Annotated in this window: 14 protein-coding genes; 8 read left to right on the top strand and 6 right to left on the bottom strand. The window is 63.8% G+C overall.

What is annotated here, in order from left to right:
- Nucleotides 1–20: 20 nt before the first annotated feature.
- The 3 genes from FJ414_RS01865 to FJ414_RS01855 all read left to right on the top strand — a co-directional run bounded on the left by FJ414_RS01865 (nucleotide 21) and on the right by FJ414_RS01855 (nucleotide 2,751).
- Nucleotides 21–209 carry a hypothetical protein gene (locus FJ414_RS01865; RefSeq protein ID WP_140640705.1) on the top strand — a complete coding sequence of 63 codons (189 nt, stop codon included), beginning with the start codon at nucleotides 21–23 and terminating at the stop codon, nucleotides 207–209.
- 176 nt (nucleotides 210–385) lie between these two features.
- Nucleotides 386–1,315: a neutral zinc metallopeptidase gene (locus FJ414_RS01860; RefSeq protein ID WP_140640702.1), complete on the top strand. Its 930-nt coding sequence runs from the start codon at nucleotides 386–388 to the stop codon at nucleotides 1,313–1,315.
- A 164-nt stretch (nucleotides 1,316–1,479) separates the two neighbouring features.
- Nucleotides 1,480–2,751, top strand: a complete 1,272-nt coding sequence (locus FJ414_RS01855) for a TCR/Tet family MFS transporter (protein ID WP_140640700.1) — start codon at nucleotides 1,480–1,482, stop codon at nucleotides 2,749–2,751.
- 110 nt (nucleotides 2,752–2,861) lie between these two features.
- On the opposite strand, the gene carA is transcribed toward FJ414_RS01855, so the two are convergent.
- Nucleotides 2,862–4,067 carry a glutamine-hydrolyzing carbamoyl-phosphate synthase small subunit gene (gene carA / locus FJ414_RS01850; protein WP_140640698.1) on the bottom strand — a complete coding sequence of 402 codons (1,206 nt, stop codon included), beginning with the start codon at nucleotides 4,065–4,067 and terminating at the stop codon, nucleotides 2,862–2,864.
- Between the two features lie 260 nt (nucleotides 4,068–4,327).
- Here carA and FJ414_RS01845 point away from each other — a divergent pair, with 260 nt between their 5' ends.
- Nucleotides 4,328–4,777: a GatB/YqeY domain-containing protein gene (locus FJ414_RS01845; protein ID WP_140640696.1), complete on the top strand. Its 450-nt coding sequence runs from the start codon at nucleotides 4,328–4,330 to the stop codon at nucleotides 4,775–4,777.
- Nucleotides 4,778–4,788: 11 nt separating this feature from the next.
- Here the strand turns inward: FJ414_RS01845 and FJ414_RS01840 are convergent, their stop codons facing one another.
- On the bottom strand, nucleotides 4,789–5,787 hold the full coding sequence (locus FJ414_RS01840) for a hypothetical protein (protein WP_140640694.1): 999 nt from the start codon (nucleotides 5,785–5,787) through the stop codon (nucleotides 4,789–4,791).
- 285 nt (nucleotides 5,788–6,072) lie between these two features.
- On the opposite strand from FJ414_RS01840, the gene FJ414_RS01835 reads away from it, so the two are divergent.
- Entirely contained in the window at nucleotides 6,073–6,783 is a 711-nt protein-coding gene (locus tag FJ414_RS01835) for a DNA helicase (protein ID WP_140640692.1), read from the top strand.
- A gap of 48 nt (nucleotides 6,784–6,831) precedes the next feature.
- Nucleotides 6,832–7,389, top strand: a complete 558-nt coding sequence (locus FJ414_RS01830; RefSeq protein WP_140640690.1) for a GNAT family N-acetyltransferase — start codon at nucleotides 6,832–6,834, stop codon at nucleotides 7,387–7,389.
- 3 nt (nucleotides 7,390–7,392) lie between these two features.
- On the opposite strand, the gene FJ414_RS01825 is transcribed toward FJ414_RS01830, so the two are convergent.
- A complete protein-coding gene (locus FJ414_RS01825) occupies nucleotides 7,393–7,779 on the bottom strand; it encodes a DUF983 domain-containing protein (protein ID WP_140640688.1) in 387 nt (128 codons plus the stop codon).
- Nucleotides 7,780–7,892: 113 nt separating this feature from the next.
- On the opposite strand from FJ414_RS01825, the gene FJ414_RS01820 reads away from it, so the two are divergent.
- Nucleotides 7,893–9,269 (top strand): PLP-dependent aminotransferase family protein, encoded by a 1,377-nt coding sequence (locus FJ414_RS01820; protein WP_140640686.1) that lies wholly within the window; start codon nucleotides 7,893–7,895, stop codon nucleotides 9,267–9,269.
- 16 nt (nucleotides 9,270–9,285) lie between these two features.
- Here the strand turns inward: FJ414_RS01820 and FJ414_RS01815 are convergent, their stop codons facing one another.
- From FJ414_RS01815 to FJ414_RS01805, 3 genes are all read right to left on the bottom strand, one after another.
- The gene (locus tag FJ414_RS01815) at nucleotides 9,286–10,467 is read right to left on the bottom strand and encodes an MFS transporter (protein ID WP_140640684.1); all 1,182 of its coding nucleotides are present in this window, start codon (nucleotides 10,465–10,467) and stop codon (nucleotides 9,286–9,288) included.
- A gap of 125 nt (nucleotides 10,468–10,592) precedes the next feature.
- On the bottom strand, nucleotides 10,593–10,802 hold the full coding sequence (locus FJ414_RS01810; protein ID WP_140640682.1) for a DUF2061 domain-containing protein: 210 nt from the start codon (nucleotides 10,800–10,802) through the stop codon (nucleotides 10,593–10,595).
- Nucleotides 10,803–10,897: 95 nt separating this feature from the next.
- Nucleotides 10,898–12,562, bottom strand: a complete 1,665-nt coding sequence (locus FJ414_RS01805) for a Na/Pi cotransporter family protein (RefSeq protein ID WP_140640680.1) — start codon at nucleotides 12,560–12,562, stop codon at nucleotides 10,898–10,900.
- A gap of 361 nt (nucleotides 12,563–12,923) precedes the next feature.
- Here FJ414_RS01805 and FJ414_RS01800 point away from each other — a divergent pair, with 361 nt between their 5' ends.
- On the top strand, nucleotides 12,924–13,286 hold the full coding sequence (locus tag FJ414_RS01800; RefSeq protein ID WP_140640678.1) for an RcnB family protein: 363 nt from the start codon (nucleotides 12,924–12,926) through the stop codon (nucleotides 13,284–13,286).
- Nucleotides 13,287–13,347: the final 61 nt, after the last annotated feature.

The raw sequence follows: 13,347 nt of genomic DNA, 5'->3' as shown, positions 1-13,347 counted from the left end.
CCGCGCTCAAGGAGGAAGCAATGGGCGTCGAACAGGCTCCGACCGCTAAAGGGAAGCAGGCAGCCAGGGGATTGCGGCAGGCGGCCGCCAAGGACGAGCGCAAGACCGAAGCCGAGACCGGCCATCCGCTGAAGAAGGGCGCGGCGCGTTTCGAGGAACGTTCGAAAAGTTCGGACGGCAAGAGCGCCGGCGCCAAGCAGAAAAGCTGATGCTTTTAGCCGGTTTATGGTCGGTGGGCTTTGCTTGTCCGATTGAGGTTTCCGGTGCGTCCGACATTTGGCGGGAGCGAAAAATTCTGTGACTTAGGCCAGCCGTTGCGATAATTGTCTGCAGGGGGTGGTCGTGGGCCAGTCCCTCCAGGACATTCGCGTTGCGAGGAGTTGCCATGCTTTGGAGAGGCCGTCGTCAGAGCGACAACATCGAGGATGACCGTAGCGACAGCGGCGGCGGACTTGGCGGCGGAATGGGCGGCGGCGGTCAGTTCCGACTTCCCGTCGGCGGCCGTACCGGTGGCGGCGGCAGCATTATCCTGGTCATCCTGGTCGTGCTTGCGGGATGGTATTTCGGTTTTGATCCGTCGCAGATCCTGGGTGGCGGCGACGGCGGATTGCTCCCGGGCGGCGGCGGCCAGATCACCGACAACAGCGGCTCGCAGGACAATGGCGGCGCGCCCGCCAATGACGAGATGAAGCAGTTCGTCGCGACGGTGCTGGCGGAAACCGAAGACACCTGGACCGGCATTTTCAAGGCCCAGGGCCTGACCTATGAGGATCCCAAGCTGGTGCTGTTTAGCGGCCAGATCCGTTCAGCCTGCGGTTTCGCCTCGGCGGCGGCCGGGCCGTTCTACTGCCCGGGCGATCGCAAGGTCTATCTCGACATGACCTTCTTCCAGCAGCTCGACCAGCAGTTCGGCGCTTCCGGCGAGTTCGCCCGTGCCTATGTGGTGGCCCATGAGGTCGGTCACCATGTGCAGAACCTCACCGGCATCATGAGCAAGTTCAACCAGATGCGCCAAGGCATGAGCGAGGCCGACGCCAACCAGCTCTCGGTGCGCATCGAGCTTCAGGCCGACTGCTTCGCCGGCGTATGGGCCCATTACACCGCGCAAAAAGGTATATTGGAGCAGGGTGACATCGAAAGCGCGCTGAATGCCGCCAAGCAGATCGGCGACGACACGCTGCAGAAGAAGATGCAGGGCTATGTCGTGCCGGAAAGCTTCAACCATGGCACTTCGCAGCAGCGGCAGACATGGCTGGCGCGCGGCTACAAGAGCGGCAAGCTGTCCGACTGCAACACGATGAGCGGTCCGATCTGAGGCGGCGCTGCCGCTTCTTTCGGGTGACGACCAACGATCGAAGGCGGCTGGCAAGGGATGTCAGCATAAGACGTTTGCATTCGTTCGCGGATTGTTCCCGCCGCTAACCTCGCCTATAAGGTCCCTCCCGCCTATGCCGCAAGGCGGTTGAGGAGCTTGTCACCATGATCGACCCGAAGACCGCCAGGCGGGGCCTTGCGCTCGTTTTCACGACGCTGCTGCTCGACATCATCGGCTTCGGCATCATCATGCCGGTGCTGCCGGCCTATCTGGAGGAACTGAGCGGCGTCAGCGTCAGCGAGGCCGCGATCGAGGGCGGCTGGCTGTTCTTCGTCTATGCGGCGATGCAGTTCGTCTTCGCGCCGATCATCGGCGGCTTGAGCGACCGCTTCGGACGACGGCCGATCCTGCTTGCCTCGGTGCTGACCTTTTCGATCGACAACCTGATCTGCGCCATCGCCTGGTCCTATCCGATGCTGTTCATCGGCCGCGTGCTCGCGGGCATTTCCGGCGCCAGCTATTCGACGACATCGGCCTTCATCGCCGACATCTCGAACGACGAGAACCGGGCGAAGAATTTCGGCCTGCTCGGCATCGCCTTCGGCGTCGGCTTCGTCATCGGCCCGGTGCTGGGCGGGCTGCTCGGTACGTTCGGGCCGCGCGTGCCGTTCTATTTCGCCGCAGCACTCGCCTTCGTGAATTTCCTGATCGCGATGTTCCTGCTGCCGGAGACGCTGGATGAAAAACATCGTCGCCGTTTCGAGTGGAAGCGTGCCAATCCGGTCGGCACGCTCATGCAGATGCGCAATTATCCAGGCATCGGCTGGATCGGGCTGGTGTTCTTCCTGATGACGCTCGGCCACATGATGTATCCGGCGGTCTGGTCGTTCGTCTCCACTTATCGCTATGGCTGGAGCCAGCAGCAGATCGGCTTTTCGCTCGGCGCCTTCGGCCTGTGCGGCGCAATCATCATGGCGACGGTGCTGCCGCGGATCATTCCCAAGCTCGGCGAATGGAGGACGGCGGCTATCGGGCTGACCTTCACCGCGCTCAGCGCCTTCGGCTATGCATTTTCGACGCAAGGCTGGATGATCTATGCGGTGATCGTGGCCGGGTGCCTGGAGGCGCTTGCCGATCCGCCGCTCAGAAGCCTCGCCGCCGCCAAGGTGCCGCCCTCGGCGCAGGGCGAATTGCAGGGCGCGATGACCTCGATCTTCTCGATCACCTCGATCATCACGCCGCTGCTCTACACGGCGATCTTTTCCTGGTTCACGAGCCCGACGGCGCCGGTCGTGTTCGGCGGCGCGCCCTATGTGCTGGGCGCGATCTTCCTGACGCTGGCGGTCATCGTCTTCGTGACGAAGGTGGCCAAGCCGACGCCGAAGGAAGTCGAGCGCATGCACACGCAGGAGGCGGCGGTGACGGACGCTGCTTAAGCTGGCGGTTTGAGCTAAGCGCGTCGCGCTGAAGCGGATTCAGGCGACGCGCTTTAAAAGCCTTTGTATGTCGTTATCGCAAAACCGCTGCACACTTTGCGCGACATGCATTAGGCGCGTTCGGCCAGCGCTTCCTCGCCGCGCCGCTCGCGGATGAGGTTGACGAAGCGGCGGAAGAGGTAATGCGAATCCTGCGGGCCGGGCGAGGCCTCGGGATGGTGCTGGACCGAGAAGACAGGCCGGCCGGTCAGCGCGATGCCGCAGTTCGAGCCGTCGAAGAGCGAGACATGGGTTTCCTCGACGCCTTCGGGCAGCGAGTCCGCGTCGACGGCGAAACCGTGGTTCATCGAGACGATCTCGACCTTGCCGGTGGTGTGGTCCTTGACCGGATGGTTGGCGCCGTGGTGGCCCTGGTGCATCTTCTCGGTCCTGCCGCCGAGCGCCAGCGCCAGCATCTGATGGCCGAGGCAGATGCCGAACACCGGGATGTCGGTCTTCAAGAGGTTCTGGATCACCGGCACGGCATATTCGCCGGTCGCCTCCGGGTCGCCGGGGCCGTTCGACAGGAAGATGCCGTCCGGCCGCATGGCCAGGATCTCCTCGGCACCGGTCTTGGCCGGCACGACGGTGACCTTGGCGCCGAGACCTGCAAGCAGGCGCAGGATGTTGCGCTTGACGCCGTAGTCGACGGCCACGACGTGCATGGAAGGCTCGCCACGCTCACCATAGCCTTCATTCCAGATCCAAGGCGTCTCGCGCCAGACCGAAGACTGGCCCGACGTGACCTCCTTGGCGAGATCGAGGCCGATCAGGCCCGACCAGGCCGCAGCGCGCCGCTTCAGGTCCTCGATGTCGAAGACGCCATCGGGCGCATGCGCGATGACGGCATTGGGCATGCCTTTCTCGCGGATCAGCACGGTCAGCGCGCGGGTATCGATGCCGGACAGCGCGACGATGCCGCGCCGCTTCAGCCACTTGTCGAGATGGCCGGCGGCGCGATAGTTGGACGGGTCGGTGACGTTGGCCTTGAAGATCGCGCCGACAGCGCCCGCGCGGGCGGCTGGATGCAAATCCTCGATGTCCTCGTCATTGGTGCCGACATTGCCGATATGCGGGAAGGTGAAGGTGACGATCTGGCCGGCGTAAGACGGATCGGTGAGGATTTCCTCGTAGCCGGTCAGCGCGGTGTTGAAGCACACTTCCGCAACGGCCGATCCCGTGGCGCCAAGGCCGCGGCCTTCGATCACCGTGCCGTCGGCGAGGACCAGAAGGGCGGTCGGCTTTTCGGTTGCCCAGGGGGCGGTGGTGGTGGCCATTGCGGCACTCCTGTCAGGCGCGGCAATCGGTCGGCAGGACCATTTGCGCGGCAAGGCGCGAAGCTGGATTTCCCGGCTCCCACGCGTCAACTCATTGTCTCATGCAGGACCGAGTACATAGGCGAACGGGCCGGAGCGGTCAATGCGGCGTCCCCGGACCATGGCCGATTTGCTTTCGTCCAGCAATATCAGCATCTTGCCGCGATTTGCGTTGGCCGTTCGGCAAAGCTATTGTCCGCCGCATTCGAAGGAGAAGCACGATGCGCGAGAAAATCGCCGAATCCATGAAGAGCGCGATGAAGGCGCAGGACAAGCACCGCCTGCCGACGCTGCGGCTGATCCAGGCCGCCATCCACGATCGCGACATCGCCAATCGCGGCGCCGGCAAGCCGCCGGCGAGCGAGGAAGAGATCCTGCAGATACTCGCCAAGATGGTGAAGCAGCGCGAGGAATCGGCCAAGGCCTTCGAGCACGGCAAGCGGCCGGAACTGGCGGCGCAGGAGCGCGGTGAGATGGAAATCATCCGCGCGTTCCTGCCGACGCAGCTCGACGACGCGGCGATCCAGGCTGCGGCGCGCAAAGCGATCGCGGCGACGGGTGCGGCCAGCCAGAAGGACATGGGCAAGGTGATCGGCGCGCTGAAGCAGAAGTATGCCGGCCAGATGGACTTCGCCAAGGCCAGCGCCATCATCAAGGGGCTGCTGCAGTAGGTGCGGCTTCGCTAATCCTTGCACATCGGTATCGGCTGCGGCGGTGGTGCCGGATGATCCTTCTTGTACTGCGCGATGATCGGCTCCAGCGTCTTCCTGGGCCAGAATTTCGGCGAGCCGATCTCGCTCAGGCAGGAGGCGTTCCAATAGAGGCCCGCGCCTGACAGCGATTGGCCTGCGGCCTTGGCCCGGGCGACAGCGGCGATGTCGCGCGATTCCGGATAGATGTAGAGCGTCGTCGGTTTGTTCTTCACCAGCGGGATGATCTGCTCGGCGTCAGCGGGCGACCAACTGGTGCAGCCATTGCTGCGGCCGCCGGCATAGTTCACCAGCTTGCCGAACGGAACAAGGCCGTCATGGTCGGCGTATGAGCTGCTCGGGTCTTTGCGCATGCACATGCCCCTGAGCAAGGCAGCCGGATGGCCGCCGATCACGCGCTGCCTGGCGTTCGCCGCTTCGCCTTCGCCGTCGAACTGGATGAAGCTGCGCATGAACACCGCGTTCTGCGCGCCGACACGGTAATACCCCTTGAAGGACGTCTTGGTCTCGGCGGTCATATAGGCGCCGCCGGCCGTCAGCGCCGAGTCCATCGCGTTGCCGAAGTTCTTCGCGCAACGCCTGCCGTTGGAGAAATCGGCAACGCCTTTCAGGTTGCGGCCGCCGCCATGGCCCGAGGAAACCGCGCGGAAGAGCTGCTTGCTTTCGCATATGATGTAATAGCGCTGGCCCAGCACGCTATTGCCCAAATCCCCGGGACGCGTGGCATCCATGGCGAAGTAGCAGGGGTTGCCGACCGAACCATCGCTGACCTTCTTCTGGTAGAGCGCGCGCGCCCGCTCCAGAACGACCTGCGAAATCTGGCCCTCGCCGTCGCCGACATGGCGCTGCAGCCAATCGGGAACGGTCGACGGCCGCAACGCCGCGAACGAGCTGACGGACGCCGTCAATGCGGCGAGGGTCGCGACAAGACAAAAGATGGCCGCGCCCAGCGGAACAGATTTCAACCCCACCGTTTTGCCCCTCCTGTCGAAGCGTTGTCTCGTACCCGTGAATCACCCAGGTCGATCATAGAAGATCTCGCATCCGTCGGCGAAACACTTCTAGTTTAGCGACGCCTTTTGGAAGTCGGATTTCCGGACCGCTTCGATTGAGCTATGATCTGATTCCGGCGCGCCCACGCCTCCTCCCTCCATCGGGAAGCATCGTTCATGCAGGGCAATTCACATCCAACCAACTGTTCGAGCGCCAGGCAAAAGGAGGGGTTGTCGAGACTGCTCGCGGCAGGAGGTTTTTCGATGCGGCTTTCCGCACCCGTCTATCATCTGAAACGCCAGGCGAGGCTCCTGTCCCGCCGGGAAAATGTTCCGCTCCATCAGGCGCTCGACCGCGTTGCCGCCAAGGAAGGCTTTGCCAGCTGGAGCCTGCTTGCGGCCAAGGCCGCCGAGGGCGCGCCCGGCGACAGCTTGCTGAGGCGGCTGATCCCCGGCGACATGGTTCTCGTGGCGGCGCGGCCAGGCCAGGGCAAGACGCTGATGAGCCTCGATCTCGCCGTGGCGGCCATGAAGCAAGGCAGTCGCGCCGTGTTCTTCACCCTGGAATACATGCATGCCGACATTCTCGACCGGTTCCGCGACATCGGGATCGACCCGGCCGATTTCAATCACCTGTTCGATTTCGACAATTCCGACGCCATAAGCGCCAGTTATATCGTCGAGAGGTTGCGGTCGGCGCCGCACGGCACGTTGGCGGTCATCGACTATCTGCAACTGCTCGACCAGAAGCGGGAGAATCCCGAGCTCATGGTCCAGATCCGCGCCTTGAGGTCGTTTGCCCGGGAACGGGGACTGGTGCTGGTCTTCATCTCGCAGGTCGACAGGTCCTATGATTCCTCCGGGAGACCGTTCCCGGGTATCGGCGATATCCGGCTGCCGAACCCGCTCGACATGTCACTGTTCGACAAGGCCTGTTTCCTGAACAAGGGCGAAATCCGGTTTCAGGCGACTTGAGGGCGATCCGTGTCGCGGCTATGCCGGGTCACGACAGGGAAGCGAACCATGATCGAGATCGTCAAACCCGCGCTCGAACATTTGCCTTCCTACAAGGCGGCGCTGGAGCGCGGGTGGTCGCCCGACAATGTGCGGTTCCTCGAAGCGACGCGCGAGCAGCTCGAGGCGATCGAGAAAGATCCCGTCGAATTTCTCGCCGGCCTCGACGACCCCGAAGCGAAGGGGCCCCCCATCACCTTGCCCGACGGCACAACCGTGCCGCGCCTACCGAGCTTCCGGCGCTGGATCTGGGATGGCGAGGCCGCCGGCTCGATCGGTTTTCGCTGGCAGAAGGGCACGTCGGCGCTGCCCTCGCATGTGCTTGGCCATATCGGCTATGCGGTTGTGCCGTGGAAGCGGAGCCGAGGCTATGCCACCGAAGCGCTGCGGCTGATGCTGGACGAGGCGAGAGCGGTCGGGCTCGACCATGTCGAGATCACCGCGAAGCCGGGCAATCCGGCTTCGCACAAGGTCATCACAGCCAATGGCGGCAAACTCGTCGGCCGCTTCTTCGAGGACGCCGCCTATGGCGGCGCGGAGAGCCTCAAGTTCCGCATCGACCTTTGAAGGTTACTCGCCGGGCCTGGCCAGCCTTCCTTCTTCCGCCTTGTGGTAGAACTGGCTTGCGACGAGCCAGCCTTTGAGCGGCCTGAGCGGCGGGATGCAGGTCGCAAGAACGATCGGGATCGAAACGAAAGCGTGGAACCACATGGAGGGCTCGAAAGTCACCTGCGCCCAGACGGCGAACAGCACCGAAGGCACACAGGCAAAGCAGATGACGAAGAACGCCGGGCCGTCGGCTGGATCGGCAAAGGAATAGTCAAGCCCGCAGACATCGCATTTCGGAGCCAGTTTCAAGAATCCCTCGAACAGGTGGCCCTCGCCGCAACGCGGGCAACGGCCACGGATTCCTACCTGCCAAGGTACCAAACGTGGATAATGCGCAAGGTCTTCCATGATCGCTCCAATGGACCTCGCGTGAGGGCCGGTGCAGGCCTTGAGGTCTCGGATACATACATATATCATACTTGTATGCATACAATGCGACAAAATGTGTGGATTGGCGATACGTGACGGGCGAAAGCGACATCGGCTGGCTCCCGGTTCTGGAGGCAGGGCCGCGACCGGTCTATCTGAAGATCGTCGACGCCCTTGCGGATGCCCGCTCGAACGGCCGGTTGCAGCCTGGCGACAGGTTGCCGCCGCAGCGGGAACTCGCACGGCTGCTGGGGGTCAATCTCACGACGGTCACGCGGGCGTTTTCCGAAGCCAGGCGCAGGAACCTTATCGACGCGAACGCGGGCCGGGGCACCTTCGTCACGCCGGGCGAGCCGGAAGAGCCTGTCCTCGACCTCAGCATGAACATTCCGCCGGCACCCGCCGGCCTCAACCTGCCGGCCTTGATCAGGGCGGGCATCGAGGGATTGCTGAAGCGCTCCAGCGCCGAAGCGCTGCTTTCCTACCATCCCGGTCCGGGCTCGCCCGTTGAGCGGGCCGTCGGCTCGTCATGGCTTGCCGAAACGGGGGACAGGCTGCCGGCCGACAGGGTCGTTGTCGGCTCGGGCGCGCAGGCGCTGCTCACGGCCGTCGTGCTGTCTCAGACCCGCGAGGACGACACGATCCTTTCCGATGCGCTGACCTATCCCGGGCTGATCGCGCTAGCCGAGGCCGCGCGCCGCAAGCTCGCCGCTGTCGCAAACGATGGCGAGGGCATGCGGCCGGACGATCTCGAAGAGGCGGCGCGACGGCATGGCGCCCGTATTCTCTACCTCAATCCGACGCTTCAAAATCCGACCGCATCCGTCATGCCCGAAGGCCGCCGGCGCGAACTCGCCCGCATGGCCGAAAAACTCGAGCTGACCATCATGGAGGACGATCCCTACAGAAGGTTGCTCGCCGCACCGCCGCCGGTCTTTCTGAATCTGGCGCCGGAGCGGACCTTCCATGTCGCGACATTGGCGAAATGCATCTCACCTTTCCTGCGCACGGCCTTCCTGGCGGTACCCGATCAGCAAGCCGCCGAGCGGATCGCCACAGCGATACGCGGCACGACGATGATGGCGCCGCCGCTGATGACGGGCCTTGCCTGCGAGTGGCTGCGCAGCGGTCTTGCCGAGGAGATCACCGCCGCCGTGCGCGCCGAAGCGCAGGCCAGGCAAGAGATCGCGCGCAACATCCTGCCCGAGGGTTTTGTGGCATCGGAGTCCGGCTTGCATCTATGGTATCCGCTGGAGAGCCAGTTGCGCTCGGAAGAGCTCGCTGGCACCGCCCGCCGCCGAGGGCTAGCCATCAGCCCCGCGGAAGAGTTCGCCGTCGGGCAGGAGTTTCCCAACGGCTTTCGCCTGGCGCTGGGCGCCACCCCTAATCGGGAACGGTTGAAGGAAGGCCTTCAAGGCCTGGCTTCCATTCTTTCGGGAACTGCGGACCCTTCGCGGCCAAAAGTCTGAGGCAAGCGAAAGCCTGCTATTCAGCCGCCGCCGGCAGCGGCGGGATCGCGCGGCTGCGCCACTCCCAGGCCTGCGAGGCGATAGCTACCACCACCGCCAACAGCATGGCCAGGGCCCCTGCCAGCGGCAGGCTGCGATAGCCGTAGCCGGCATTGAGCATCGCCGCGCCCAGCGAGGCGGCCAGCGCAATGCCGACATTGAAGCCGGACGGGATCAGCGAAGAGGCGAGGTTGGAGGCATCGGCCGTCCAGGCGAGGATGCGTGTCTGGATCGGCGCGCCGATGGCGAAATTGAGACCACCCCAGATGACGATGGCGACGACCATCGGCACCGGGTAGGGGCTGACAAGATGGATGATGCCCAGCGCCACCGCCTGCAGGGCAAGCATGACGATGAGCGATGGCATCAGCTTCCAGTCGGCGAGCTTGCCGCCGACCAGAACGCCGATCGTGGCGCCGACGCCGTTGAGCAAAAGCACAAAGGGGATCAGGCTCTCGTCGAGGCCAGTCACTTCAAGCAGCATCGGGGTGATGTAGGTGAACAGCGCAAACTGGCCGATCATCAGCATCAGCATCAGGATCAGCGACGTCCAGACCTGCTGGCGGGCGAGCACACGAACTTCGCGCGCCAGGCCCGCTGGCCGATTGGCGGCGCCCGCCGTTCGCGGCAGCAGCGCCAGCATGGCGAGGATTGCAATGATGCCCAGCGCGCCCATCACCCAGAAGGTCGCGCGCCAACCCCACAGGCTGCCGATCGCCGTTCCCGCCGGCACGCCGATGACATTGGAGACCGTCAGCCCCGAGAGAATGACCGCGACCGCCCGGCCGCGCTGGTCCTCGCGCACCAGGCTGACCGCGACCACCATGGCGACGCCGAAATAGCAGCCATGCGCCACGGCGGTGGCGATACGCAGCAGAAGCATCGAGGTGAAATCGGGCGCCAGCGCGCAGGCCGCCTGACCAAGGGTGAAGGCGATCGTCAGCCCGATCAGCAGCGTCTTGCGCGAAACCTTGCCAGTGGCCAATGCCAGCAGCGGGCCGCCGATGGCAATGCCGCAGGCATAGCCGGAGACGAGGTAGCCTGCGGTCGGCACCGAAACGCCGAGGCCCTGCGCCACCTCGGGCAGCACGCCGGCGATGACGAATTCGGTGGTGCCGAAGGCGAAGGCGGCAAGGAAAAGGGCAATCAGCGGCAGCATGGTTCAAAACACAGGCGAGGAATGCACGCCTCAAACCACGCTCGGGCGGGCGCGGCAATGCAGAAATTGACGATGGCGCTTTAGCTTTTCTTGACCGACCGATCAGAACCGGCCTGCCGCCGCGACTACGCCGCCGTTTTGCGTCCATACGGGATCTTCAGCCAGGCCCGTTCATGCAGGTAGTAGAGCAGCGACTTGGTGACGACTTCGGTGAGCCCGATGGTGGCCGCGAGCTTGATGCTGCCGGTCACCACAAGCGATATGATCATCGTGTCGATCGTGCCGGTGACGCGCCAGGAAAGCGCCTTGGCGAAGCTGCGCGAATGCGTGTCCATCGACGGATCGTCCTCTTAACAGGTCCCTCAGGCGATCCTTAGCCGACGGAAGCGAGGATGAGCAAAGATTAATTTTTCGGCTGCCTTCGATAACCTCAGCTGGCTTTCAGCCGCGAGCCGCCAAGCAGGCCGCGCTCCTCCAGCACCGGATAGGCAATGGAGGCAAGCAGCGAGTTGATCTGCTTCAGGTCGCGGATCGTGTCGAGGTGGATCGAGCTCGTCTCGACGCTCTTGGCGGTGCCTTCGCGCAGGCGCACGAAATGGCTGGCGCTGGTTTCTTTCTCGCGTTCGCGCAGCAGGTCCTTTTCCAGCACCAATTGCCTGGCGGTTTCCGGATCGCGCGAGACCAGAACGTTGAAGGCAAGCCGCGCATTGGCAAGCACGGAGGAATGGAAAGCGCAAAGTTCCTGCCAGCCTTCCGGCGTGAATTCCAGGCCGCGCTCCAGCTTCTTCCTGACATGCACCAGCATGTTGCGCACGATGATGTCGCCGACCTGCTCGAGCTTGACGCAAGCGCCGATCAGCTCCTGGCACCGCAATGCCTCGTCCTCGGTCAGCGGATTCCTGGTGATCTTGGCGAGATAGAGCTTGATCGCGGCATGCTTCCTGTCGACGCGGTCGTCGAGCGCGGCAAGCGCCTTGATCTTGGCGGGGTCGGCATCCTCGTAAAGCTCGATGATGCGCTTCAGCATGATTTCGACGATTTCGCAGACCCGCACCACCTCACGCGTCGCGTTGGCCAGCGCCTGGCTCGGCGTATCGAGGGCGCTCTCGTTCAGCGCCGACAGCTCGACGACCTCGAGCGCGGCGGCCGGTTGAGGCTTGCTGCCCAGCGCCACGATCCTTTCGGAAGCGCGGTAGACGAGGCCGGCCAGCGGCAGTCCGGCCAGCAGGATCAGCACGTTGAACAGGATATGGGCGTTGACGATCTGATCCGGCGCGGTCTTGCCGAGGAAGGCGACATCCGGTTTGAAGGTCATGATCAGCACCAGCATGATCAGCGAGCCGAGGCCGCGCATCAAGAGATTGCCGATCGGCACGATGCGCACCTCGGGCGGCGCGGACCGCGTCAACATCGGCGCGATCAGCGACGAGCCAAGGTTGACGCCAAGCACCAGCACCACGCCGAGCTCCGGCGTGATCAGCCCGCGGCCCGCCAGCGTCGCCATCAGCAGCACCGCGGCAATGCTGGACTGGAACAGCCAGGTGACCAGCGCGGCCAGGAGATAGGTGGTGATGGAGTCGCCCGAGAAATAATTGATGATCAGCGGCATCAACTGGCTGTTGCGCAGCGGCTCCGACGCCTGACCGATCATCTCCAGCGACAGGATCAGCAGGCCGACGCCGATCAGGATACGGCCCAGCTGCCGCCAATCGCGCCGCTCGGTGGCCATGAACATGACCGTGCCGGCGATCAGGCAGAGCGGCACCAAGAGCGTCAGGTCGAAGGTGAGCAGCTTGGCCACCAGCGCCGAACCGATCTCGGCGCCGCGCACTGCCAATTGCCCGGCGGCGCCCGAAACGATGCCGGCTCCGGCGAAGGAGCCGACCAGCAGCGTCACCGCGGTCGAACTCTGCAGCGCGACCGCCAGCCCACAGCCGGCCAGCACCGCCATGACCGGATTGCGCATGGTGGCGCGCAGCCTGTGGCGCAGCACGTCGCCATAGGCGCGCTCGACGCCTGTCTTGACCATGCGGGTGGCGAACAGCATCAGCGCCACCGCGCCGGCAAGGTGCAGGAGGACGACGGAGCCGCTCAAGGCCGACCTCGCAAGGTGGCTCTGGCAATGCGTGGAGGAGGACGAATCTCAATCATTTCAATGCGTGGAAATATACCAATTAAGATTAGCCGAATAATAGATTTTTCTGATGCGATGATAGTCCCGACTCGACGGCGCATGTCGGAAATGAATGGCGGAAACATTGGTTGCATGCGCTGGCGGCTGCGCCTTCGCTCGGAATGAAGCGATGCCGGGACGGCACGACCGGCGCGATCCAAGCCTTGTTGAAGCAGGCTCTGCAAGCATCGGAAACCATTACAGAATTGTAATTTTCATGTTCAGTTTCAGTTCATTCATTGGCGGCTATTCCTCTGCCTATCGACAACAAGGAGTACTGACCATGAAGCGTCTCATACTTTCCGCCGTCACCGCCTCCATGCTGGCCGCCTCGGCCTTCTCCGGCCAGGCCGCGCCGCTCGCCCAGCCGAGCGCGCCGCAGTCGAACTACACGCAGGTCGACTGGCAGAAGCCCAATCGGCATGTCGACAAGCGCGTCATCGTCAAGAAGAAGGTGGTAAAGCGCAGCCATTGGCGCAACGGCCAGCGCTATTCCAACTGGAAACGTCACCAGGCGGTCCGCGACTGGAACCGCCATGGCCTGCGCCGCCCCGGCCCCGGCCAGGAGTGGATCCGCGTCGGCAACGACTACGTGCTGGTCAGCGTCCTTTCCGGCATCATCTTTGGCGCGATCGCCGCGCAGTAATCCACGGCAATCCCGAAATTCAGAAGGCGGCCGCCCGGCCGCCTTCTTTTCGTCTGTGAAA

The sequence above is a fragment of the Mesorhizobium sp. B3-1-6 genome (assembly GCF_006439555.1).
In the GTDB taxonomy this organism is placed as follows: Bacteria; Pseudomonadota; Alphaproteobacteria; order Rhizobiales; family Rhizobiaceae; genus Mesorhizobium.
The sequence above is the reverse complement of the archived record's forward strand: the minus strand, read 5'-3'. Positions and strand labels throughout refer to the sequence as shown.